Raw genomic sequence first — 24,878 nt, forward strand, 5'->3', positions numbered from 1 at the left:
CTCCTTATGCTTTCTCGATCTTGCACAGGTTGGAATGCACGCCGTTGCCCTTGGAGATGGCGGTCGGACGCTGCGAGGTCAGAACCGAGATGCAGCCGCCGCGGTCCAAGACGCTCGGGTCGCCCAGCTTGTCGGCATCGCGAGTCTCGGGATCGTACCAGGCGCCCTGCGGGATGGACACGACGCCCGGCATGATACGGTCGGTGACCTTCGCCGAGATCTGCGTGCGGCCGCGCTTGGTGCTCACGATGACCATGTCGTCGTTTTCGATGCCCAGTTCGGCAGCGTCTTTGGTGTTGATCCAGCACTGCTGGGGCGCGACGGATTTCATCCAGTCGACGTTGCCGTAGGACGAATGCGTACGGGTCTTGGTGTGGTGGCCGATGAGCTGGAAGGGGTATTCCTTCTTGGTCTCGGCATCGCCGAAGCTCTCGAAGCTTTCGTACCACACGGGGCACGGCGTGATCTGGTCGAGGCCGTCCTCGGGAACGTAGCCCGCGGCCGTGATGTCCCACTGCTTGGAGATGTTGTACACCTGCTTGGAGAACACCTCGTATTTGCCGGAAGGCGTGGCGATTTCGGAAGTGTCGGCCACGGCGGGCTCATGGTCGTCGGTCTGCTTGAACAGGCCGGTCGACTTGAACTCCTCGAAGGTGTCGGGCAGAGCAGCGCCCTTCTCCTTGCCCTGCTCGTAGAGCCACTTCACCCAGTCTTCCTGCGTCTTGCCCTCGGTGAACTCGTCCTTGACGCCGAGCTCTTCGGAAAGCATGGTGCAGATCTCATAGACCGGCTTGGCCTCGAACAGCGGATCGATCGCCGGGCTCTCGCAAAGCACGAAGCCGGTCCAGGCGCTGCCGCCCTTGGTGACGTCGATTTCCTCGAAGCTCGTGGTGCCAGGAAGGATGTAGTCCGAAATCATGGCGGTGGGCGTCATGTACACGTCGCACGTGACGATGCAGCGCAGGCCGGAATCCTTCTCGTCGGGCAGGTTGTAGATGCGCAGGCAGTCGTTGATGTCGGCGTGCTGGCCCATCATGACGTTGCTGGCGTAGTTCCAGATGAACTTGATGGGGGCCTTCAGGCTGATTTCGCCCGGCTCGGCCGCATGCACGGTGTCGCCCTCTTCGTTCACGCGACGCAGGCCCCAGGTGGTGTCGGTCATGGATTTGTAATCCTCGATGGCGCGGAACCACTCGAAGAACGAAATGACCGGCTCGACGGTGTTCTTGTCGGCGAACACCGGAACGGAACCGGGAACCTTGTAGCCGACGCCGCCGACGCCTTCGCGCGCGCCCGTGCCGCCGCCGGAAATGCCGGCGTTGCCGGTGATCGCGGCGATCAGGCCGATGGCGCGGGCGGAGTTGCCGCCGTTGGAGTGGCGCTGCGGGCCCCAGCCCTGAATGGTGGCGGTGGGTCCGTTGACGAACACCTCGGCCAGCATGCGGATGGTGTCGGCGGGAATGCCGGTGATGGCGCTGGCCCACTCGGGGGTCTTCTCGCCGGAGCCGGCGTAGGCGCCCGTGCCCTTGAGGTAGGCCTCGTAGGACATGTCTTCGTCGACGGTCAGAGAGCCGGTGGGATCGACGCCCATGAACATGGACGGATCGGTGGGCTCGGCGGCCGCCACGTCGGCGGCGAAGGAATCGGAGAAGAAGCCGACGAACTTCTCGCGGATCATGCCCTCGTCGAGCTTGCCGTTGGTATACAGATAGTGAATCATGCCAGCGACCAGCGCGGCGTCGGTGCCGGGGCGGATGGGAATCCACGTGGTGGCCACGCCGATGGCGGTGTCGGACAGATGCGGGTCGACCACGATGATGCTGGCCTCGGGGTTCTGCTCGCGAACCTTGGTGATCAGATACATCATGGCAGAGCCGGACATGCGCGTATTGGCCGGGTTGTTGCCGAACAGCACGATATTCTTGGAGTTCACCAGGTCGGTGACCTCGTTATTGGAATAGGAATCGCCGTTGAACAGGGACAGCTCGCGGTCGATCTGGCCGGTGGAGTAGTCGCAATACTGACGCAGGTAGCCGCCCCAGCAGTTCATCATGCGCGCGAACATGGTGGCATCGGGATGCCACGACTTGGCCACGGTGCCGCCCAGCTGGCCGGTGCCGTACTGAATATAGAAGGCGTCGTTGCCGTATTCGTCCTTGATGCCCTTCATGATGTCGCCGATTTCGCGAATGGCGTCTTCCCAGGAAATCTCCTCGTACTTGCCTTCGCCGCGCTTGGTGCCCTCGACGCGCTTGAGCGGCTTCTGAATACGGGTGGCGTTGTAGATACGCTGGCGGTTCGTGCGGCCGCGCACGCAGGAGCGCATCTGATAGATTTCGCCCGGACCGAAGTTATCGGTGCCTTCGTTGTCGTTTCCGACGCGCACCACCGTGCCGTCTTTGACATAGAGTTTCAACGGGCAACGGCTGCCGCAGTTGACGTGGCATCCGCCCCAGACCTCTTTGTCGAATTCGAACGGCTGAGAACCGATGACTTCCTCGTTGACCTCAGCGGTTTTATCCTCGGCGGCCTTGGGAGCGCAGCCGCTCAGCGCGGCTCCAGCGCCCAGAACGCCGGCCCAAGCGACGAACGAACGCCTGCTCAGACCCATGCCCTGTGCATCATGCATAATTCCCCCTCTTGTTGCACTCGTGCAGAACACTGCAAGAAAGAGTGTATGCCCTCGCACAAGGAACCTCTATACCGCTTATATTTCGTTTTTATTGCTCAAATCTTATCGATTTATTAACGGCGTCCGGCTTGTCGATGGAGGACACGACAAACCCGCGTCAAATCCTTCGGGGCCGCGATAGCACGACGGCAAAGCCGAGCGACGTCGAAACGCCGGCGTAAGGACGCGATTTTGCCGTAAACACAGCCCGAACGCCAGGCGAAAGGAAGCCGGGGCGCGCTCCGCACGATGCGAAGCGCGCCCCGGCCCCGACAGCAGGAAGGGCGGCCTGGAATCCAGGCCGCCCTTCCCGTTTGAACGATCGATGCGAGCGTCGCAACGATTGCAATGCTTATTTCGCGCTCAGCTCCGCAGCCTTCTCGCGCTGGTCGTAGCTGATGCCCAGCTTGGTTTCGTCGGAGGTGTTGAACAGCTCGACGTGCTGGTCGCTTTCTTCGATGCCCTTCTTGCGCACATAACCGCTCAGGAACAGCGAAAGCGCGCCGTCGCCCGTCACGTTGCAGGCGGTGCCGAAGCTGTCCTGCAACGCGAAGATGGTCAGCACGAGCGCGGTGCCAGTGGCATCGAAGCCCAGAACGCCCGTGATCAGGCCGAGCGACGCCATGACCGTGCCGCCCGGAACGCCCGGGGCTCCGATCGCGAACACGCCCAGCAGCAGGCAGAACAAGATCATGGTGCCCAGGCTCGGCATGGAGCCGTAGAGCATCTGGGAGATGGTCATCACAAAGAAAACCTCGGTGAGCACCGAGCCGCACAGGTGGATGTTGGCGAACAGCGGAATGCCGAAGTTCACCATGTCGCGGCGCAGCGGCGGCACGGCCTTGTTCGCGCACTGCAGGGCCACCGCCAGCGTGGCGGCCGAAGACATGGTGCCCACGGCGGTCAGATACGCCGGGCCGTAGTGCTTGATGACCTGCAGCGGGTTCTTGCCCGCATAGGCGCCGGCAATGCCGTAAATGACCGCGAGCCAGATGTAGTGGCCCACGATGACGATCACCACGACCAGCAAGAACACGGGCAGCTGCTTGGTGATGGTGCCCTCATACGCCAGCGCGCAGAACGTGGTGGCGATGAAGAGCGGCAGCAACGGAATGACCACGCGCGTGACCACGGACAACACGATGCGCTGGAACTCGTCGAGCAGGTGCGCGATGCCGTCGGCCTTCGCCCACACGCACGCCAGGCCCAGCAGCACGGCCAGCACGAGCGCGCTCATGACGGGCATGATCTGCGGAATGTCGAGCTGGAACACGATTTCGGGAAGTTCTTTGAGGCCGTCGACCGACGTGGCGATCGACAGGTTGGGAATGAGCGCATAGCCCGACGCCATCGAGAAGAACGCGGCGCCGATGGACGACAGATACGCCAGTATGACGGCGACGCCCAGGATGCGTGAAACGTTCTTGCCGAGCTTAGTGATCGAGGGGGCGATGAAGCCGATGATGATCAGCGGCACACAGAACGTGATCAACTGCCCCAGGATGTATTTGACGGTGACGACGACGTTCATGACCGACTCGTTGGCCACCAGGCCTACGAGAATGCCCACGACGACGGACACCAGCAAAATGAAAGGCAAGCTGGTGAACACCTTCTTCATGACGTGGTCCTCCTTCTGTTGAAACGTGCAATATGGAGGCATACTTTACCACGATGAAGCGCTTTCTCGTGCGAAAAGCCCATTCGGCGCCACAGACGGCGGGATATAAAAAAGAAAAGCGGCGCCCGGAGACGCCGCTTGCAGGTTATGCGCGGAAAGCGTACATGCCGATCGACTGGTTCGCGATCCGCTCGGGATCCCACGTCTTGGCCGAACGCACGCTCGAATACGGGTCGTTCACCTTCACGGTGCCGTCTTCGGCGAGGCCCGTCGCCACGAAGAAGTGGCCCGAATCGGTGAAATCGCCCGGTCCGACGTTGCAGATCACCACGTAGCCGCTTTCCAGATACGTGAGGAAATTCTGCGTGGTGGGCGTGAACTTCTCGCACTGCAGGCCGAAGCTTCCCGCCATGTCAGTCAAAAACGAGGCATAGGTTCCCTGCCCGTCTTCGGCGTAACCGTTCTGGGTGGAAATGGCCGCGAAATCGGCGGGCGACTTGTCGGTCTTGCCCGTCAGGCCCGCGTACACCATGGAAAGCGACGTGGGACAGCAGCCCGTCGTGCCGATCGGACCCGCGCAGTAATCGACGTAGCCCCAGCGCGTATCCCACTGATAGAACATCGGAACGACGCCCTTCTTGGCCGATTCGTCGATGGGCGCGGCCGACGCCGCAGGATAGTTATCAAGCACGCCCGCCACGAAATCGAGCGCTTCGTCGTCTTCGGCCGCCAGCTTGATCAGATTCGCGGCAGATACGGCGCCGAAAGATTCGACGTAGCCCTGCGCGTTATTGACGATAGAAACCACGCGCTGGTCATCGGCCTTCGCCTCGAGCGCAGAAACCACATCGGCCGGCGTATCGGCGGGAAGAAGCGAGAAATCGGCCTGGGCAGACGGCTGCCCTTCGGGGGCGGCGGTTCCGTCGCCCGTATCCACCTGCATGGCGGCGGGCTGCTCTTCCTGCACCGTGCAGGCGCGCTCGATTGCCGAGACGCCGGCGAAAATGGCCACGAGCAGCAGGATGCCCGCGCCGAAAATCACAGGACGCGGAATATGCACGCCGTCGGAAAGCACCGATGCGGGGGCGCCCACGAGCGAGCGGGACAACGGGTCGATCCGTTCGTCGTCGCGCGAGCGCGAACGCTGGCGCTCGGACGCGGCAGGCGCCTGACGATGCGACGAGGCGGACTGGGCGCCCGAAGCCGCACGACGACACTCGAGGCGACGACGCGCCGCTTCGCGCTCGTCCTCGTAATCGTCGTAGATATCGTATCTGTCGTTTCGTCGCGATGCCATGGACGTCTTCTCCTGCAATCAGGGTCTAAAGGCGCTGAGCCTTGGCGACCGTGGCGGCCAAGGCCTCCATGACGGCCGAGCGCATGCCGCGCTGTTCGAGCGCGCGCACGCCTTCGATCGTCGTGCCGCCGGGCGAGCACACGGCGTCTTTCAGCGCGCCGGGGTGCATGCCGCTTTCCTGGACCATTTTCGCGGCGCCGAGCACCGCCTGCGAAGCGAAGCGATAGGCCTGGGCGCGCGGCATGCCTTCGAGCACCGCGGCGTCGGCCATGGATTCGATGAACATATAGACGAACGCAGGCGAGCATCCCGCGGCGGCGCTTGCCGCATCGATCAGGTGCTCGGGGATGATTTCGCTTTTGCCGAAGGAGTTCACGATCGCGAGCACCTCGTCGATATCGGCCTGCTCGCACGCCTCGCCCACCACGACGGAGGTCATGCCCTCGCCCACCGCGGCGGGCGTGTTGGGCATCAGGCGCACGATCTTGCGGACGCCCGACTGCTCGGCGAGCCACGCCAGGCTTTTGCCGGGCGCGATCGAGACCAAAACCGTGTTTTCGGCCAGATGGGGCTTCACTTCGGCGATGACGGATTCATACATCTGCGGCTTCACCGCCAGAAACACCGTGGACGCGCGGCACGCCTCGGCGTTGTCGAGCGTCGTGTCTACGCCGAAACTCTCGCGCACGGCATCGAGCGTTGCCTGGGTGCGTGCCGAAACCACGATGTCGGACGGGGCGGCCAGCCCCTGGGCGACGATGCCCTGAACCATGGCGCGACCCATGTTGCCGCAGCCGATGAAACCGATCCTATGCATGCTTTTCCTCCGATTCCGCGCGAATGTACGGATGGTATGCGCCGAAGCCGACGGGCTCCCGACGCGATTTTCGGGACATACTACTACGATCGCGCGCACGGGCGCGCAAGCGCGTCGTAAAAACAAAACCGCATGAAAAACGACGGGCCGCGCCCGGCGCCCCGGAACGAAACGTCCGAGGCTCCGATGCGCGACCCGCCGCTTGCGGACGGCTCTCGCCGCCCTGAAAGGCGCTTCGCCTTAGGCGTGGGCCAGAATGGGAGCGGCCACCTGCTTCTTGCGGGAAAGCACGCCCGGCATCCACACGCTTTTGCCCGTGGCATCGATGCCGAAGGTGTCGTTGACGAAATCGACGTCGCCCTCGACGATGAACTGGCTGCCTTCGGCCAGGATGTCGGTGGCGAAGAAGAGCACGAACTGGTAGCCCTTCTCGGCGACGAGGGCCTTGATGGCCTCGCGGATTTCGGCCTCGCGGCCCAGAACGGCCTGCAGGTCGACGGTCTCGAACTGGCCGATGTAGACCTTGTTGCCGTTGGCCAGCTCGAATTCCTTCGCGTCGGCGTTGACGATCTTTTCCACGGGCAGCTCGGCCGGGTTGGAGCGGCACTTGAAGATTTCCATGCCGTATTCCACCGGATCGACGCCCACGTACTCGGCGGTGGCGGCGATCACCTTGCGGTCGAAATCGGTGGTGGTGGGAGACTTCATGATCACGGTGTCGGTGAGCATGGCGCCCAGCAGCAGCGCGGCCAGGCCCTTCGGCAGCTCGACGTTGCAGATGCCGAACTCGCGCACCACGATGGCCGAGGTGGAGCCCACGGGCATGGCGTTGAAGCGCAGCGGCTGCGCGGTGACCAGGCCGCCCAGGCGATGATGGTCGACGATTTCGACGATTTCGGCGGCCTCGATGCCGTCGGCGGACTGCAGCGCCTCGTTGTGGTCGACCAGGATGACCTTGTCGCCCTCGCCCACGCCGTCGATGCGGCGAGGCTCCTCGATGCCGCGGTCGGCGAGGATCTTCTTGGTCTCGGGCGGGAAGCCGCCCAGGCGGCAGGCCTCGTAGACGACGTCTTCGCCGTTGCGACGGGCGAGCTCGTTTTTCAGATACGCGTAACCGACGGCGGCCGAGATGGCGTCGTTATCGGGGTTCTTGTGACCGAACACCAAGATGGGTGCTGCCATTGCATTCCTCCTTGTTTTGCGTGCGAAGTTGATTCGAGACAGTTTAACACGCTGATACGATGCGGACGGCGCTGGAAAAACGATCCCGCAAAACCCACGCCACGAAGCGACGGGGCCGCGTCTGGGATGCGGCGGCGCGGAAGAATGCGCCGCTGCGGATTCGCGGCGCCGACGCACTCGGGGCCTAAACGACCGCGACCGCCGTCCCGGCACGCGAGAAACGCGCCCGAAGTGCCGCAGCACGCGGAAGAAGGCGGCGGGAAACGAATCGATGCGACGCAGGATTCACGCGCGCGGGCGCATGCGTTCGGGTATATTCTCTGCGAAACGAAACTTTCCGCGCCGCAGCACGCGACCGGGACGAAAAGAAAGGACGCGCGATGAAAATCCTCGGCATCCGCGACATCATAGGACCCATCATGATCGGCCCCTCGAGCAGCCATACCGCGGGCGCGCTACGCATCGCGCTGATGTGCCGTCGCCTGCTCGCGGGCGAGCCGCGCAAGGCCACGTTCACCCTGTACGGCAGCTTCGCCCACACCTACCGCGGCCACGGAACCGACAAGGCGCTCGTGGCGGGCCTGCTGGGCATGCCCACCGACGACACCCGCATCCGCGAATCGTTCGACATCGCCCGCGCGGCAGGGCTCGACTTCGAATTCGTGCCCGCCCCCGACACGCCGTGCGAGCACCCCAACACGGTAGATATCGACGTGACGGACGAAACGGGCGCCGTCACGAGCATGCGCGGCGAGAGCATCGGCGGCGGCGCGGCGGTGATCAGCCGCATCAACGGCGTGGACGTGCGCCTGACAGGCGAATACCACAGCATCGTCGTGAAGCAGCGCGACGTGCGAGGCGTGCTCGCGCATATCGCCACCTGCCTGAACATCTTCGACATCAACATCGCCACCACGCGCCTGTTCCGCGAGCGCAAAGGCGACGTGGCCTACACGATCATGCAGACCGATGACGAAATCGACGAGGCGATCGCGCGGGCCATTGCCAAAAACCCCAACATCTACGAGGTGCGCATCGTGAAAAGCGACCGTGCCACCGACGCGGTGCCGCCCGAAGCCGCCGACGAAACGCGCCGTCCCGACGGGTTCGGCGCCGACCTGACGCCCGAAAAGGCCGCCGAAATGTTCGAGCGCCTCGACTTCGCCACGGGCGCGGAGCTTTTGGCCTACTGCGAGGAAAACGGCCTGGGCATCAACGAGGCGATCTGCCGCCGCGAGCGCTGCATGCTGGCGGCCGACCGCATCGCCGTGGACGACACGCGCCGCTACCTGGCAGAGGCGCTCGACGTGATGCGCGAATCGGCCACCTTGCCGCTGACCGACCCCGCCCGCTCGATGGGCGGGCTGATCGGGGGCGAGGCGGCGAAGCTTTCCGAAAAGGAGGCCGCGGGCCCGTGCGGCGAGCTTCTGGCGCGCGCGACCACCTATGCGATGGCCGTGCTGGAAACCAACGCATCGATGGGCCGTATCGTGGCCGCCCCCACCGCAGGGTCGTCGGGCGTCGTTCCCGCCATGCTTCTGGCGTGCCAGGACGTGCACGGCTTTTCCGACGATGAAATCATCGACGCGCTGTCCAACGCCGCCGCGATCGGATACCTGATCACGCGCAACGCCACCGTGTCGGGCGCCGAGGGCGGCTGCCAAGCCGAAGTGGGCGCCGCGAGCGCCATGGCCGCGTCGGCCGCGTGCCAGCTGTTCGGCGGCACGCCGCGCCAGTGCTTCGCCGCCGCATCGAACGCGATCGCGGGGCTTTTGGGCCTGGTGTGCGACCCGATCGCGGGCTTGGTCGAAGCGCCGTGCCAGAAGCGCAACGCCACAGGCGTGGCCAACGCGCTCGTTTCCGCGCAGATCGCACTGGCGGGCATCGGCAACCTGGTCGATTTCGACCAGACGGTCGAAGCCATGCACCATGTGGGACGCTCGCTTCCCTTCGAGCTGCGTGAAAGCGCGCTGGGCGGTCTGGCAGCCACGCCTGCTGCCTGCGCCTTCTGCCAGGGCTGCGCGCGCTAAGACGAACAGGCGCCGCGCCGCGCGTTCCATACGACGAAAAAACGGGAGTCCGCAGCTTGCGGGCTCCCGTTTCGCTTACAGGTCGATGCGCACGATGGGCGCGTAGTCTTTGAGCAGCTTCTTCGTCACGCCGTTTTTGGCGAACTTGACGTGCAGCAGGTCGCCGTCGACCTTCATCACCTTGCCGCGGCCGAACGTTTTGTGATCGACCGTGTCGCCCACCGCGAACGTGGCATTGGCAGCCGCCTTCTTGCCGGCGTTGGGATTCGTGCGCATGCCCGACCCCGCCGACGACGCCGAACGCGATGCGGCGCTGCGCGATGCGGCCCCGCCCATGAAGTCGGAAAACGACGATCCGCCGCCCGAAGAGGCGCGGCTCGCGCTGCGCGGCCTGCTGCCGCCCGCGCTGGACTGGCCGAACACGCGGCCGCCGCCCGCCTCGGTGCCGCTGCCGGAAATTCCGCGACGGCTGCCGCGTTTCTCCCAGCCCGTGCCCGAGAAGCCCGAGCTGCCCAGGCCGATCGTCTCGCGCAGCTCGCCCGGGATTTCGCCCACGAAACGCGACATGGGATTGGCCACCGTATCGCCGAAGATCTGGCGGGCATACGCGCAGGTCAGATACAGCTTCTTGCGCGCACGCGTGATGGCCACGTAAGCCAGGCGTCGCTCCTCTTCCAGACCCGATTCGTCGCGCGAGGAATTGGAATGCGGGAACAGCGTTTCCTCCATGCCCGCCACGAACACGCAATCGAACTCGAGGCCCTTCGACGAATGCACGGTCATCAACGTAACCGCCTGGTCGTCTTCGGCGGTGGCGGCGTCAAGATCGGTACGCAGGCGCACCCACTCGATGAAATCTGCCAGCGAATCGGGCGAAAGCTGGCGCACCGCGGCGATCGCGTCGTCGCGCGCGATTTCGGGGCCCTCCTCGTCGATCTGGTGCGTCTGCACGTATTCGTCCACGACAGAGAGGAACTCCTTGATGTTTTCCACGCGGCCTCGCGCCTCGTCGGTGCCTTCGGCCTCGAGGGCCGCCACCATGCCGCTCTTGTCGATCACGGCCTCGATCACCTTGCGCAGATCGCCGCCGTAGCTGCGCGCCTCTTCGATCAGCGACAAGAAACCGCCCACGGCGTTGCGGGCGCGCATCTGCAGATGCTCGTCGGCCAGACACAGCTCGGCGGCCAGCATGAACGGCATGTTCGTCATGCGCGCGGCGGAATCGATGTATTCCACCGTGGTGCGGCCGATGCCGCGGCGCGGCACGTTGATCACGCGCTTGGCGGCGATATCGTCGGACGGGTTCACCAGAAGCGTCAGATACGCCATGACGTCGCGGATTTCCGCGCGATCGAAGAATCGGGTGCCGCCGACGATGCGATACGGCACGCCCGCGCGCAGCAGCATGTCTTCGAGAGAGCGGCTCTGCGCGTTGGTGCGGTAGAACACGGCCATCTCGTCGTAAGAGTGGCCCTCGGCGTGCAGATGGTCGATTTCCGCCGCGATCCAACGGCCCTCGTCGCGCTCGTCGGAAGCCATGTACACCTTGATCTTATCGCCTTCGCCCGACGCGGTGTAGAGACGCTTCCTTTTGCGGTGCATGTTGTTGGACACCACCGCGTTGGCCGCCGCCAGGATGTTGCCCGTGCTGCGGTAGTTCTGCTCCAGCTTCACCGTGTGGGCGTTGGGGTAATCGGACTCGAACTCAAGGATGTTGCGGATGTCGGCGCCGCGCCACGAGTAAATGGACTGGTCGTCGTCGCCCACCACCATGATGTTTTTATGCTTGGACGCCAAAAGCTTGGTAATCGCGTACTGCGCGTGGTTGGTGTCCTGATACTCGTCCACCATGAGGTAGCGGAAGCGGTCCTGATAGGCCTCCAGCACATCGGGGTGGTTCTTCAGCAGCAGATACGTGTACAGCAGCAGGTCGTCGAAATCGAACGCGTTGGATGCCTTCAGACGCTCCTGCAGGCGGCGGTACACGCGCGCAGCCACCTTGGCCGCGGGGTCGTGGGCCTGCTGTTCGAATTCGCCCGGCACCATCAGCTCGTTTTTCGCCGTGGAGATGCGGTTGCGGATCGCGTTGATCGGCCAGCGCTTCGGGTCGATGTCGAACTCGGCCATGATGTCTTTCACCAGGCGCTTGCTGTCGTCATCGTCGTAGATGGTGAAGCCCTTGTCGAAGCCCAGCTTCTCGCAATCGGTGCGCAGCATGCGCACGCACATGCTGTGGAAGGTGGACACCCACATGCCGCGCGCGGCGGGTCCCACCAGGCGGCCCAAACGCTCGCGCATCTCGGCAGCGGCCTTGTTGGTGAACGTGATGGCCAGGATCTGCCACGGCTGCACGCCCAGATCGCCCAGCATATGCGCGATGCGATACGTCAGCACGCGCGTCTTGCCCGACCCGGCGCCCGCCAGAACCAGCAGCGGTCCTTCGGTGCACAGGACCGCCTCGCGCTGAGGCTCATTCAACGAATCGATATCCACCATGCCCATGAGCATTCTCCGTTTCCTTCGGTTTCAACCGCCGCAAGCAAAGGGCGGCGCATCCCGCGCGACATGACCCTACGGCCGCCCCGCGGCAAAAAGGGCGCGCCTTGCAAGCGCGCCCCGACGTGCGAACAGAAACGCGCCGAACGGCATTCGCGAAGCCGTCCGGCGCTTACGGCCTTACGCGGCGATCAGCAGGAAGTAGCCGAGCACCACCAGGCCCAACACGATGCGGTAGACGCCGAACACCGTGAAGTCGTGCTTTTTCACATAGCCCACCAAGAACTTGATCGCGACGACCGACACCACGAACGCCGTGACCAGGCCGATGCCGAAGATCATCCATTCAAGTCCCGTGTAGGCGAAGCCGTGCTTGATGAACTTCAGAACACTCCAGCCCAGCATGATGGGAATGGCCAGGAAGAACGCGAACTCGGTAGCGATGGTGCGCGAGGTGCCCACCAGCATGGAGCCGATGATGATCGAGCCCGAACGCGAGGTGCCGGGAATGATCGCCAGGCTCTGGAAGATGCCGATGATGAAGGCCTTGCCGTAGGAAAGCTCGTCGAAGGTGTTCACCTTGGCGATCGCGCTGGAGGCGTCGTATTCGGCCTCGGCATCGGGGTCGACCGACACCATGCGAGCCGCGGAAGCCTGCCGGCTCTGGCGGGCATGCTTGCCGCGCGGGGCTTCAGCGGCCTCGGCGATCAGGCGGCGGTTACGCAGCTCGATCGCGATAAAGATCACGCCGTAGACGATCAGGGCCGACGCCACCACGATGGCCGCGATGTCTTCGTTGGTCATGATGTGCTCTTCAATCCAGTCGTCGAGCAGCAGGCCCACGATCGCGGCGGGGATCGAACCCGCGACCACCTTCGCCCAGATGTTCCACGTGGTGCGCTTCTGCGCCTCGTTCTTGCGCGGCGAGAACGGGTTGAGCTTGTGGAAGAACAGCAGGATGACGGCCAGGATGGCGCCGAGCTGGATCACGACGAGAAACGTGCTGTAGAACGCCTCGGACACGTCCAGCTTCACGAACTCGTCCAGAAGCATCATGTGGCCGGTGGACGAGATGGGCAGCCATTCGGTGATACCTTCGACGACACCGAACAAAAACGCTTTCAGCGCTTCGAACAAAACCATGCGTTGTCTTCCTTATCTGTTGCGGCTTTCATTGACCGGGACGCGGCGCCCCTTCCCCGCGCGCCGACGCCGCGGGCGCGAGAAGCCCGATGCCCGCGAAGCGAAGCGGGCCGGACGCGAAACAGCGGCCTATCGCCGCTGCTGTTCGTCATGATGTTCCTGCAGGCCCGCAAGCGCCAGAAGCGCCACGGCGGTCGCCAAGCCGATGAAGGCGAAGGTGTAGTCGAGCCGGCCGAGGACGGCGGTTGCCACCACGACGATGCCGATCACCAGGGCGATGAGCCTGCATATATAGGAGATACGCCCGTTGAAACGCAGGCCGAATTCAGCACCTTCGTCCGAAGTGTTAGGAACAGGTGACTGGACTGTGTTTTCGGGCTTTTCCATGCGCGCTATTCTAGCATATGCGCTATGCTTGCCCGCACGTTTCAACCACCCGACAAAAGGAACAGATGCATGAAAGAATCCACCTTGCCCGAGCAGAAGGTCGTCGTGTTGGACTTCGGCGCCCAGTACGGCCAGCTGATCGCACGCCGCGTGCGTGACCTGGGCGTTTTCTCGGCCATCGTCCCCTGCGACGTGACTGCCGAGGAACTTTCTGCCATGAAGCCTTCCGCGATCATCCTTTCCGGCGGCCCGGCATCGGTGTACGCCGAAGACGCCCCGAAGATCGACCCCGGCGTGCTTGAGCTTGGCGTGCCCGTGCTGGGCTTTTGCTACGGCCAGCAGATCATGGCCGTCACCCTGGGCGGCGCCGTGGGCCACACCGAGAAGGGCGAATACGGCCCGGCCGTGATCGTGCGCCAGGGCGAAAGCGCCGTGTACGGCGACACCCCCGCGCAGCAGACCGTATGGATGAGCCACCGCGACGCCGTGAGCCGCGTGCCCGAGGGCTTCACCGTGACCGCCGCCACCGACGTGTGCCCCGTGGCTTCCATGGAATGCGCCGAGCGCAAGCTCTTCGCCACGCAGTTCCACCCCGAGGTGCGCCACACCGAATACGGCAACCAGATGCTGAAGAACTTCCTGTTCGACGTGTGCGGCCTTGAGGCGAACTGGACCATGGACACGATCATCGAAGACTCCGTGGCCGCGATCCGCGAGCAGGTGGGAAGCGACCGCGTGATCTTGGGCCTTTCCGGCGGCGTGGATTCCTCCGTGGTGGCGGCGCTGTGCGCCAAGGCTATCGGCAAGCAGCTGACCTGCGTATTCGTGAACCACGGCCTGCTGCGCAAGAACGAGCCCGAAGAAGTGGAAGAGGTGTTCACCAAGCAGTTCGACGTTGACTTCGTGCACGTGCATGCCGAGGAGCGCTACCTGAAGCTGCTCGAGGGCGTGTGCGACCCCGAGGCCAAGCGCAAGATCATCGGCACGCAGTTCTGGAACGAGTTCTTCGAAGTGGCGAAGGAGCTCGAGCAGGACGGCCGCCCGGTGAAGTTCCTGGCACAGGGCACGATCTATCCCGACATCATCGAAAGCGGCGCGCGCAAGACGGGCGGCAAGGCTTCCACCATCAAGAGCCACCACAACCTGATTCCGTTCCCCGAAGGCGTGCATTTCGACCTGATCGAACCGCTGGACCACTTCTTCAAAGACGAGGTGCGTGCGCTGGGCACGGCGCTGGGCCTGCCCGACCACATCGTGCACCGCCAGCCCTTCCCCGGCCCCGGCCTTGCCATCCGCATCATCGGCGCGGTGGATGCCGAGAAGCTGGAGATTCTGAAGAACGCCGACGCGATCGTGCGCGAAGAGCTTGACGCGTACAACCAGAAGCTGTTCGAAGAGACCGGCGAGCGCAACAGCGAGCATGCCTGCTGGCAGTATTTCGCCGTGCTGCCCGACATCAAGAGCGTGGGCGTAATGGGCGACGAGCGCACCTACGCACGTCCCATGATTCTGCGCGCGGTGGAGAGCAGCGACGCCATGACCGCCGACTGGGCGAAGCTGCCCTACGACGTGCTGGCGAAGGTGAGCGGCCGCATCGTGGCCGAGGTTCCCGGCGCCAACCGCGTGTGCTACGACATCACGAGCAAGCCGCCCGCGACGATCGAATGGGAGTAGGCTGATAGGGTTCTGACCTGCATTTTTGAGTGCCGCACTGTGCCGCTGAGTTTCGTTTCGTACGAGAGTCATGGCAAAGCCGCCAGCGATGTTGGTGAGTAAATACGATAACCGAGCCTCCGTTCCCGCGTTGGGACGGAGGCTTTTTCTTTGTCGTTTTACTCCCTTTCACCTGCGATTTCGCAATTTACTCCCCCGTGTTTCAAGACGGCAAGGCACGGTGCGGCATTCGGAGGAACGGGAGTAAGGATTCATCCCAAGTGAGTAGACGCGCGATTTTTGTCTCCGAGAGCCAAACGGGGCCGTTTCGGGGCCTGTGAAACTCAAATCGAACTCAATAGGCTTTTCGGCGGTCTTCTCACAGCGTTTTCCCAGGTGGTTAATGGGGAGTAAAGAATCTCGCCGCCTCAATGAAAACGGGAGTAACCAGGGGAAATGCCACGGCGTACTGCCGCGTGCCGCCGTGTAAGCCACCGCGTCATTTACTCCCCAGGTGCGCCGGAAATGCCTTGGCATGCAATGGGGAGTAAAAACTCAGCTTACGCAGGCCCGAGCGGCGCTCGCCGCCTGGTCCACCGTCCTGATTCGGTTGCGTTGATCGCGAAATGCGGAGAGCCGCTACAGCGAGGCTTTCCAGTCCTCGTATTCGTCGGCGTCGATCTTGCCGTTTTCGAGCTGCGCGCGCTTCTCTGCCCACAGTTCGATCGCCATCGCGGCTTTGGGCGCGTGCGGCGCCTTGGGGTTCAGGGAGAGGCCCGTGCCGTCGGCTGCGGGCACGATGCCGAAGGAGTCCTCGAGCCGCACGAGCAGCGACATGAGGTCGCCCGCAGTCTCGACGCCGTAATCCTTGAGGGCGTTGACGGACACGCCGAGCGCCGCGGAGATGGACTCGAGCAGCTCGGGCTTCACGGCGCGGATGCCGCTCTCGTAGTGGCGCACGGCCCCCTCGGTCAGGCCGACCGCCTCGGCGAGCTGCGCCTGCGTCATGCCGCGCGACTTGCGGTACCGCCTTATGTTCTCGCCTACGGACATGAGCCCTCCTCCTGGAATTACGTACCAGCACATCTTATCAGCGTACGCAAATGTACGCAATTCTATTGACAGTACAGATATGTACGTTTACTCTGAATCTGTGAACCGTACGTATCCGTACGCCATTGATTGGAGGAGCCATGGACGAGAAGGTGGCGAAGACGCCGAGGCCGCACATGCTGGACGCCGACGAGGTCGCGGAGCTGCTGAGGATCAAGAAAGGCAGCGCCTACGAGGTGATCAGGAAGATAAACGCCGAGCAGGAGGCGCGCGGGCGCGTGGTCATCCGCGGGCGCGTTCGAAGCGACGTCTTCGACGCCCTGTACTTCCCGGAGGTGGACTGACATGCCCGTGTACAAGGACGACGGCAACGGCACGTTCTACGTGCAGTGCTACTACCGCGACGCCCGCGGCTCGAAGCGCCACAAGACGAAGCGCGGCTTCTCCTCCGAGGTGGAGGCCGCAGTGTGGGAGAGCCAGTTCAAGAGCCTTAACGGCGGGGCCATGGACATGACGTTCTCCGAGTTCGTCGAGGTGTACGCCTCCGAGGTGAAGCCGCGCATACGCGAGCACACGTGGATCACCAAGGAGTACATCATCAACGACAAGCTCGTGCCGTTCTTCGGGGACATGCGCATGTGCGACGTGAGGCCGATCGACGTCATCAGGTGGCAAAACGAGCTCACCGAGCACCGGGACGCCGACGGGAAGCCCTGGGCACCGACGTACCTGCGCACAGTGAACAACCAGCTCAACGCCATCTTCAACCACGCCGAGCGCTACTACGGCCTCAGCGACAACCCGGTGCGCAGGGTCGACAAGATAGGCTCGAAGAAGGGCGGCGAGATGCAGTTCTGGACCAAGGACGAGTACCTGAGGTTCAGCGAGGCCGTCATGGACAAGCCTCTCTCATTCCACGCCTTCGAGCTGCTTTACTGGACGGGCATACGCTGCGGCGAGCTCCTGGCGCTCACGCCGTCCGACTTCATGCTGGAGAGCTCGCGGCTGCGCATCAACAAGTCGTACCAGAGCCTCAACGGCGTTGACACCGTGACCGACCCCAAGACGCCCAAGTCCGTGCGCACGATCGTCATGCCCGCCTTCCTGCGCGACGAGATGGCGGACTTCATCGAGATGCGCGACGACGTCGCCCCCGACGAGCGCCTGTTCGCCGTGACCAAGCACTTCCTAGCCCACGAGATGGAGCGCGGGTGCAAGGCGTCGGGCGTGAAGCGCATCCGCATACACGACATACGCCACAGCCATGTGAGCCTGCTGATAGAGATGGGCTTCTCCGCGCTGGCCATCGCCGAGCGCATGGGCCACGAGGCGGTGGACATCACCTACCGCTACGCGCACCTGTTCCCCACGAAGCAGGACGAGATGGCCGCCGCGCTCGACGGGGCGAGGGGGTAAGAAGGATGCCGTGCGAGAACAGCGCCCGCAAGCGCAGCAAGACGATGGCGTTCCGCTGCACGCCCGAGGAGCGCAAGCTCATATGCGAGATGGCAGCCTGGAGCGGCATGAACAGGCAGGACTACATCATCGCCAAGCTCACCGATACCCAGGTCGAGGTGAGGCCCTCCGTGAGCGTGCAGAAGGCACTGAGGGACTCGATGGCGGAATTGGCCAAGGAGGTGCGGCTGGCGGCCTCCTACGGCGAGCTGAGCGAGTCCCTGCAACAGAGAATTGAGCACGTGATGAGGTTCTTCCTAGCGCTCGGCGAGCCTGTTGACGCGCCGACGGAAGAGACATCGCCACGAACTACGTTTTTGGAAGAGCCGGTTCCATCCGTCATCGATGCGGGTTCCGACACCGCAAGCATCTTCGAGATGGGACGCAGGTAGGGCCTAGCGCCAGACCTCCAACGCCTTGTCCGCAAGCCATTCGGCGCGATCGGCGATATCGCCCTCGTTCCAAGACTCCTTCTCTAGGGCGCCGGCCATGGTCGCAAGGCCGGCGGCGCAGAGGGCAAGGCCGTCCTTGTATCCCTTTCCCTGCTTCTTGGTGGGCCAATCGGCATCGCGGATGGAGGCGTTGAGCGAATGCGTGATGATGGCGAGGTTGCCGAGCGTGAGGAGCTTCCGGTCCCTTCGCGTGGCAGCCTCATCGTCGAGGGCTCCCCATTTGTTGCGCCACTTCTTGGGCATCATGTGCTCGAGGGTGTACTGGTTGAACCCGAGCAGGGCCGTGCTGCTCATGCCCGGACGAATGGCGCTTTCCAGCAGATAGAGGACGCCCTTGGACTGGAGGTTGTACAGACACGATTCCTCGAATGCCGCTCGAACCTCGGCGTCGCCGGGCATGTACGTCGTCGCCTCGTCATTGGCTTCGAGAGCCTTCCTCAGCGCCTCCGCGTCCTTCACCTCGTTCAGGATCAGCGAGGTGAACAGCCTGTTGTAGTTCTTCGTGGTCGCCTGAACCAGCATTCGGCGGACGATGTAGCTCTCAAGCAGGGCGTAGATCTTAGATTCCTCGCCCGAAGACTCCGCGTTCTTTCGAACGTAGAGCACGTACGGGATGAGCGTCGAGTTCTTGAGGCCGAATATCAGCACGTTCAGGCGCTCGACGCCGGAAGCGGAGGGGATGTCCGCGTCGCAGTAGCCAGGGTCGAACGTGGACTCGAACGCCTCGGCATACGCCTTCATGTTGTCGAGAATCTCGACCTTGTCGCCGTTGCAGTACCTGCCGATGAAATCCTTGTAGGACTGGAAGAGGTTCGAAGTACGCGAATAGAAGAGCTTGTCCTCGGTCGTGACGCCACGCCTCTTGTCCTGGACCAGAATCTGGAGGAACGCGTCGAAGAAGAGGTCGACGAGCGTGCGCTTGATGCGCCCGGTAACGATCTCCTGCTCCCAATACTCCCTCTTCTCAGCCGTGGGCTCGAAGACGTCTTCCCAGCACTCCTTGAACGCCTGCTCGTTCTCGCGGTTGAAGAAGTAGTTCTTAAGGAGCTCCGCCGTCGTCAGGCGCACCCCGAGCGAGTTGATGGTGTCGAATATCTGCTGCTCGTCCTCGCCCTCGGTAAGATCGATGCAGACGAACTGGACGTTCGACTTGATCGTGTTCCTGTCGACCTTCTCCGGGTCGATATTCTTGAGGAAGTAGTTGTAGGCAAGGACGATGGCCGAGGAGCCCTCGAGGGGTTCGCAGCCCGTGGCGCTGACGACCTTTTCGAAATCCTGCCGGTCGTACTTGCCGTGCCGCAAGGCGACATCGCCGGTCTCCAGGACGAAATCTCGCTCAAACAAATTGTTGGTGCCGTTTTTTGCACAGAGTGCCTTGAAGAAGATGACCATGGTCGTGAGTCGCTGCTGGCCGTCGATGACGGTGCGAACCTCGGAGACCTCGGACCAGGTGTTGCCGGAGGAGGCCTGCTTCAGGATGATGGAGCCCAGGAAATAGGGCCGCTTCGAGGCCGTGACGAACTCCATGTCGCCGAGGAAACGCTCCCATTGCTCTTCTCCCCAGACGTACGCCCTTTGGTAAAAAGGTATTTCGAGCAGGCGCGATCCGTTGAACACGCCGCTTATCGTTGCTTTTCCTGCATCCATCCTTAAAGCCCTATCTATCCTTTGCGGTTATTGCTGGCGGGGTCAATTTTATCAATACGCTGCTTGACCCTTTAATGTTCCCGGTCCTTGCCGTCTTCTCCCCAGAAGGTGCTCGAAGATGATGCGCAGGTCCTCGTCATCAAGGCAGCCGCCCTCGAGGCAGCCACGGTCGATGGTATCGATCATCGTCTGCCCCTTCTTCTTCGAGCGGTCGTAGATCACTGTGTCGAGGGATAGCTCCCTGCCGTCGCGCGTGAACATCTCGTGCATGAATTCGGCACTGTTCGCTTGACTCCAATCGCGTACCGCGTGCTCGAGCGGGCCGCTTCCCCTCGATATGGCGACATCCCAATGCTCGCAGTTAAGCAGAAGAAGTCGGTTCATGAACTCGACGCCCGAAAAACCGAGTCTCGCAAACGGCGGAAATAGAGGGTCATCTGAAAAGACCGCAGCATACTCACTGCTCAACGGCATATACGCGAGATGAAAATCGTACGAGTCGTCCTCGGGCCCGATGATGAACATAGGCATCGACGTCGTAACGAACCCTGAGCCGACGGGTGCCCTAAGGATGGAGAAGCTCTTCTCAAAAAAAGCCTTTCGAATACGGTTAACTGGCACAATATCATCGTTGGAGAAGAGCATGGTTGCGGCGGCGGCAAGCTCGACCACCGCTTGGGAATCCCCGCGCCAATCCGACCAATCGAGCAAGCCGAGCTCATAGGGTGTCAGATGAACGTTTCTGAGCAGCTCTTCGGCAGTCTCGCGTGACCATTTCTTGTCGACGCGCATACTGATAGGGTGCCGGACGATGATATTTGCTGCCAGCTCGCAAACGGCGGCTTTCCCATCAGAATACCCTTCGTCTTCGCACTGGTCTTCTTTCTGGCGTTCCAAAAAGCGATCGTAAAGCGGCGCGATGCGGCTCTCGAGCTCAGATAGCTTAACCTCGATGAGGTTCTGCGCATAGAATCTGTCTGTCGCATCGCCTGTCGCATCGGCATGCTCGACCTCATAAAGATCGCGCATGCTGCAAAGGTTCTCGCAATTCGTGCGGAAGAAGGAGCCCTTCTGTCTGCTGTAGGCATGAAGCTGCCCGGAGGAATCCGCGAAATGGCGCAGGTAGAACCGCGGCACCCAGTGCTGCTTTCGCGTCATCTTTCCGGGCAGCTTCGACATCCTAAGCCTTCACCGCCTCGTATTGGTAGGTCGTGCGCACGTTGTAGTGGAAGTCATCTCCAAGCTCCAGCGCCTCGAAGTGCTTCTTGGCGCAGCCGATCTTGATCTTCTCCGCGTCGCGCAGGGCGGGCTCGCCGTTCTTTCCGCCCTTGGTCTCGGTCACGAAATACACGCGACGCTCGCCGTCGGCCTCCTCGACATACGCCCAGTCGGGGTTGTAGCTGCCGAGCGGTGTGTCGATCTTGAACGTCGAGGGGAGCTTCGCGAACACGAGCACCTCTTCCTGCTTGTCGAGTGCCTCGGCAAAGGAGCGCTCGACCCCCGCCGAATCGTAGACAACGTAGTTGTACAGGCTCTTTCCCGTCACGTCCGGCTTCCACGCGTTCTGTCCGAGGTAGGCGGTGTAGTCGTCGAGCTCGAGGTCGCGCATGGTGTACCACTCGTCCTCGGGAAGGCGCACGTACTTGATGCCCTGGGCGATGAGGTCGTTCTTCACGCGGTTGATCTTGTCGCCGACCTGCGCGAGGAAGGTCGCGGGGTCGATCTCGAACTCGCCGAAGCGGCTGCAGCCCTCGAGGATCGCCTTGATGGTGCCGCGGGTGAGCCCGACGGCGTCCTGAAGCTCTGCGATCGGGTCGGGAAGGTCGTATTTCACCTTTCCCGAAACGGACACCACGGAGGTGCCCGTGCCCTCGGCGCTCACGCCCGCGTCGTCGATGCCCAGCGATGCACGCTCGCTCGTCACCTGGGGCGGGCGCACGGCGAGCATGCCGTCGATCGCCTCGATGGCGCGTTCGATGAGCTTGCCGGAGTCGACCTCGACCTGGAAGCGCGTGCGCTGGCGGATGCGGTCCCACAAGGCCTGGAACGCAGGGTCGAGCGTGACGTCCTTCTGCAGCTCGACGGAGACCTCCTTGGCCTTGTCGCGAATCTGGACCCTCTGGGACTTGTGGATGATGATCGCCTCGACTTGTTCCTTCGCCGGCTCGAGCTCGGCGGAAAGCTCCACCTTGCCTTCCTCGGCGGCCGCCTTGAGCTCGGGCGTCACCGCGCCCTTGCCGTCGACCATGCCGGTCGCGACGAGGTGGTCGAAGACCTGCTTGGACTTCTCGTAGCCCAGGCGCACCTCGACGCCCTCGGGAGTCTTGACCGTGACCTTCGTGAAGCTCTCTGGGGTGATGACGCCGAACTTGAAGTCCTCCGCCTCGAGCTCCTTCTGCAGGCCGTTGGCGAAGTCTTCGTAGCTCTCATTCGCGATGACGGTGAGCACGTTCGCCTCGGGGTCGTACAGGCGCTCGCCGTCCTGGTTCACGCACAGGCGCAGGCCGCGGCCGATCTTCTGGCGCTTGGTGAGGTTGTCCTTGGTCTCAACGAGCGTGCAGATCTGGAACACGTTGGGGTTGTCCCAGCCCTCCTTGAGCGCGGAGTGGCTGAAGACGAACGACACGTCTTTGTCAGCGTCCTTGCCGTCCGGGAAGGAAATGAGCGTCTCCTTCTTCTGCATGATGAGCTCGAAGGCCCCGGCGTCGTCGGCGGTGCCGGCGGCTCCCTTGGAGTCCTTGAACTTGCCCTTCTTGTCCTTGGCGAAGTATCCCTGATGCACGGCGTGAGGGTCGCGCACCAGCGGGGCGCCGACGGCCTCGTAGCACTCGAGCCACGTGCCCTTGCCGATCCCCGCCGCCTTGGCGACGCGCCTGGGCGCCTTCGAGTTCAGGGCACCTGCGTACTCCTCCTCGAACATCTGGGCGTACAGGCCTCCGTGGACCTCGGGCTCGTAGACGCGGTAGCGGTCGACGCGGTCGATGAAGAAGAGCGAGAGCACCTTCACGCCGCGCGGCCACAGCTCGAACTGGCGGGCCAGGTGGTCCTCGATGGTGCGGCGAATCTGCGCGCGCTTGACGACCTCCTCGTTGACGTCGCCCAGCGCCTCGCCCAACTCGAGCACCTCGCCGTTCTGGAACTCTATGAACTCGTCGCCCTCGGCGGCGCCGATGTTGTTGACGACCCAGCCGCTCTCGTAGTCGCTGTTCTCGCCGCTCTTCTGGTAGAGGTCGGCGCCGGTCTTCACGGCGACGGCCTTGCGCTTCTGCGTGCCGTCGGCCTGGCGCACGTCGATGGACACCTTGGCGGAGAACGGGTCGGATTTGACGGACTCGAGCCTCACGTAGGCGCCATTGAGGTTCGCCTCGGCCTTAATCGAGTCGACGCAGATGCCCTTCACCAGGTGGCGCTCGAAGGCGTCGACCGGCGTGAGGCGGTAGATCATGTTGTAGGCCTGCTTGTGCGTGGCCGAGTAGCGCAGCACGAACAGCGGGTTCAGGCTCTTGATGGCGGCCTTGGCCTGCTTGGTGTTGTCGACGCTCTGGGGCTCGTCGATGATGACGACGGGCTTGCAGGCGCTCACGAGCTCGCGAGGGCTGAAGCCGCCGGTGAGCTTCTCGCTGGGACGGTGGAAGAGGTTGCCCTCCTTCGCGGTGCCATCCTTCTCGAGGCCCTTGTTGAACGCGTCGATGTTGATGACCATGACCTGGATGGAGCTCGACGTGGCGAAGTTACCCACCGGCCCCATGTCCTTCGAGTCGTACACGAAGTAGTCAAGCGGCGTGCGGTCGTAGAGCGTCTCGAAGTGCCTGCGGGTGGTCTGGAGGCTCTTGAGGACGCCCTCGCGGATGGCCACGCTCGGCACGACGATAACGAACTTGGTGATGCCGTAGCGGCGGTTTAGCTCGTAGATGGAGCGGATGTAGACGTAGGTCTTGCCGGTGCCGGTCTCCATCTCGACGGTGAAGTCTCGCAGGCGCCCATCGGTGAGGACGTCGGTTGCCGGGAGGCAGCCCTCCTCCTGCACGGCGTGCAGGTTGTCGAGGAGCTGGCCCGGCGCCACGCGAAGCTCGTTGCCGTGGCCGACCATGAGCTCGCCGATTGCCGTCTGGCCTTTGCGGCCGGAATCGGCGGAGAATACGCTGCCAATAAATTGTTGTCCGCGGAACAGGTCGCAGGTTGCTTCGATGGCCTCCAGCTGGTGCTGCTGGTCGGATGAGAACTTGAACTCGAGCGCCGCCATGCTAGACCGTCCTCAATTCGATCTCACAGCCCATGCGCTCGCCGGCGTGCTTGAAGATCTGCACGGCGTTGAGCTTGAGGGTGTCGTCGAGGACGGAATCGAGGATGAGAACGCGCCTGGGCTCCATGTCGGCGATGGCCTCGAGCGCCTCAATGGTGAGGCCTCGGGACATGCAGCAGACGAGCTCGTCGCAAGCGACGGACCAGATGGGATAGCCCGCGGCTTCAGACTTCTCGACGGGCAGCGTGAGCTCGAGGCCCCATTTGAGCATCATCTCGAAGACGATATCCATATCGGAGCGATCGGGCTTGACCACGTCGAAGAGGAGCTGACCGGGCTCGGGCTTCTCAATGCCGGACTCATCGAGCTCGAACACACGGAAGCCGATGTCGGGAAGCTGCTTGGGTCCCTCGCCAAGCTTGAGTTGACGGTTGGATTCCTCGAGCTCGGTTTTGATTTTGTCGCCTGCGCGGCGAATGCGTCCTTCGCCTATGTCGCAGAGAGTCTCATACCCGTCCTTGTAGGCGTCGCGTTTCGGGTCACAAGGCTCTGGAAGCTGGACAAGGATAAACTGATAGCGATCATCTTTTCCGAGCTCCTGCAGGAACATGGCATGGGCGGTCGATGCTGAGCCTGAGAAAAAATCAAGCACAATATCACCCGTGCTTAGATGCTCATGTACGGTAAAGAAGCAAGCAACCGAAAACAATAGATAGACCGCCAGCACTACA

The 24,878-nt window shown here is 62.9% G+C and carries 18 protein-coding genes; 5 read left to right on the forward strand and 13 right to left on the reverse strand.

The features are described 5' to 3' along the window. Positions 1 to 4 precede the first annotated feature (4 nt). The 5 genes from DMP07_RS02835 to DMP07_RS02855 form a co-directional block, all read right to left on the reverse strand. Positions 5 to 2,629, reverse strand: coding sequence for a DMSO/selenate family reductase complex A subunit (locus tag DMP07_RS02835; RefSeq protein WP_244594825.1), 2,625 nt, complete (start codon positions 2,627 to 2,629; stop codon positions 5 to 7). Positions 2,630 to 3,023: 394 nt separating this feature from the next. After that, entirely contained in the window at positions 3,024 to 4,292 is a 1,269-nt protein-coding gene (locus tag DMP07_RS02840) for a dicarboxylate/amino acid:cation symporter (RefSeq protein WP_123197657.1), read from the reverse strand. 145 nt (positions 4,293 to 4,437) lie between these two features. After that, entirely contained in the window at positions 4,438 to 5,589 is a 1,152-nt protein-coding gene (locus DMP07_RS02845) for a C39 family peptidase (RefSeq protein ID WP_123197658.1), read from the reverse strand. Positions 5,590 to 5,614: 25 nt separating this feature from the next. After that, positions 5,615 to 6,406, reverse strand: a complete 792-nt coding sequence (gene proC / locus DMP07_RS02850; protein ID WP_123197659.1) for a pyrroline-5-carboxylate reductase — start codon at positions 6,404 to 6,406, stop codon at positions 5,615 to 5,617. Between the two features lie 240 nt (positions 6,407 to 6,646). After that, on the reverse strand, positions 6,647 to 7,588 hold the full coding sequence (locus tag DMP07_RS02855) for a manganese-dependent inorganic pyrophosphatase (protein WP_123197660.1): 942 nt from the start codon (positions 7,586 to 7,588) through the stop codon (positions 6,647 to 6,649). Positions 7,589 to 7,968: 380 nt separating this feature from the next. Between DMP07_RS02855 and sdaAA the strand changes: the two genes are divergently transcribed. Next, positions 7,969 to 9,618, forward strand: a complete 1,650-nt coding sequence (sdaAA, locus tag DMP07_RS02860; protein ID WP_123197661.1) for an L-serine ammonia-lyase, iron-sulfur-dependent, subunit alpha — start codon at positions 7,969 to 7,971, stop codon at positions 9,616 to 9,618. A 75-nt stretch (positions 9,619 to 9,693) separates the two neighbouring features. Here sdaAA and DMP07_RS02865 read toward each other — a convergent pair whose 3' ends face one another. The 3 genes from DMP07_RS02865 to DMP07_RS02875 form a co-directional block, all read right to left on the reverse strand. Continuing rightward, positions 9,694 to 12,114: an ATP-dependent helicase gene (locus DMP07_RS02865; RefSeq protein ID WP_123198021.1), complete on the reverse strand. Its 2,421-nt coding sequence runs from the start codon at positions 12,112 to 12,114 to the stop codon at positions 9,694 to 9,696. 180 nt (positions 12,115 to 12,294) lie between these two features. Further along, positions 12,295 to 13,257 (reverse strand): undecaprenyl-diphosphate phosphatase, encoded by a 963-nt coding sequence (locus tag DMP07_RS02870; RefSeq protein WP_123197662.1) that lies wholly within the window; start codon positions 13,255 to 13,257, stop codon positions 12,295 to 12,297. Between the two features lie 129 nt (positions 13,258 to 13,386). Continuing rightward, the gene (locus tag DMP07_RS02875) at positions 13,387 to 13,644 is read right to left on the reverse strand and encodes a hypothetical protein (RefSeq protein WP_123197663.1); all 258 of its coding nucleotides are present in this window, start codon (positions 13,642 to 13,644) and stop codon (positions 13,387 to 13,389) included. Positions 13,645 to 13,713: 69 nt separating this feature from the next. Here DMP07_RS02875 and guaA point away from each other — a divergent pair, with 69 nt between their 5' ends. Next, positions 13,714 to 15,318 (forward strand): glutamine-hydrolyzing GMP synthase, encoded by a 1,605-nt coding sequence (gene guaA, locus DMP07_RS02880; RefSeq protein WP_123197664.1) that lies wholly within the window; start codon positions 13,714 to 13,716, stop codon positions 15,316 to 15,318. Positions 15,319 to 15,936: 618 nt separating this feature from the next. Here the strand turns inward: guaA and DMP07_RS02885 are convergent. Continuing rightward, entirely contained in the window at positions 15,937 to 16,350 is a 414-nt protein-coding gene (locus DMP07_RS02885; RefSeq protein ID WP_022349661.1) for a helix-turn-helix domain-containing protein, read from the reverse strand. 140 nt (positions 16,351 to 16,490) lie between these two features. Here DMP07_RS02885 and DMP07_RS02890 point away from each other — a divergent pair, with 140 nt between their 5' ends. Genes DMP07_RS02890 through DMP07_RS02900 form a run of 3 tightly spaced genes read left to right on the forward strand, consistent with a single transcriptional unit; the run spans position 16,491 to position 18,197 of the window. Next, positions 16,491 to 16,694: a hypothetical protein gene (locus DMP07_RS02890; protein WP_006681531.1), complete on the forward strand. Its 204-nt coding sequence runs from the start codon at positions 16,491 to 16,493 to the stop codon at positions 16,692 to 16,694. 1 nt (position 16,695) lies between these two features. Continuing rightward, the gene (locus DMP07_RS02895; RefSeq protein WP_022349660.1) at positions 16,696 to 17,766 is read left to right on the forward strand and encodes a site-specific integrase; all 1,071 of its coding nucleotides are present in this window, start codon (positions 16,696 to 16,698) and stop codon (positions 17,764 to 17,766) included. Between the two features lie 5 nt (positions 17,767 to 17,771). Beyond that, on the forward strand, positions 17,772 to 18,197 hold the full coding sequence (locus tag DMP07_RS02900) for a plasmid mobilization protein (protein WP_032746262.1): 426 nt from the start codon (positions 17,772 to 17,774) through the stop codon (positions 18,195 to 18,197). Between the two features lie 3 nt (positions 18,198 to 18,200). On the opposite strand, the gene DMP07_RS02905 is transcribed toward DMP07_RS02900, so the two are convergent. The 4 genes from DMP07_RS02905 to DMP07_RS02920 are packed head-to-tail and all read right to left on the reverse strand — an operon-like array spanning position 18,201 to position 24,799. After that, positions 18,201 to 19,904 (reverse strand): DUF262 domain-containing protein, encoded by a 1,704-nt coding sequence (locus tag DMP07_RS02905; protein WP_123197665.1) that lies wholly within the window; start codon positions 19,902 to 19,904, stop codon positions 18,201 to 18,203. 51 nt (positions 19,905 to 19,955) lie between these two features. Further along, the gene (locus DMP07_RS02910) at positions 19,956 to 21,083 is read right to left on the reverse strand and encodes a DUF4238 domain-containing protein (protein ID WP_087190429.1); all 1,128 of its coding nucleotides are present in this window, start codon (positions 21,081 to 21,083) and stop codon (positions 19,956 to 19,958) included. Between the two features lies 1 nt (position 21,084). Continuing rightward, the gene (locus DMP07_RS02915) at positions 21,085 to 24,147 is read right to left on the reverse strand and encodes a type III restriction-modification system endonuclease (RefSeq protein WP_123197666.1); all 3,063 of its coding nucleotides are present in this window, start codon (positions 24,145 to 24,147) and stop codon (positions 21,085 to 21,087) included. A 1-nt stretch (position 24,148) separates the two neighbouring features. Next, positions 24,149 to 24,799, reverse strand: a complete 651-nt coding sequence (locus DMP07_RS02920; protein WP_199408098.1) for a hypothetical protein — start codon at positions 24,797 to 24,799, stop codon at positions 24,149 to 24,151. Positions 24,800 to 24,878 lie beyond the last annotated feature (79 nt).

The sequence above is a fragment of the Slackia faecicanis genome, assembly GCF_003725295.1.
Lineage (GTDB): Bacteria > Actinomycetota > Coriobacteriia > Coriobacteriales > Eggerthellaceae > Slackia > Slackia faecicanis.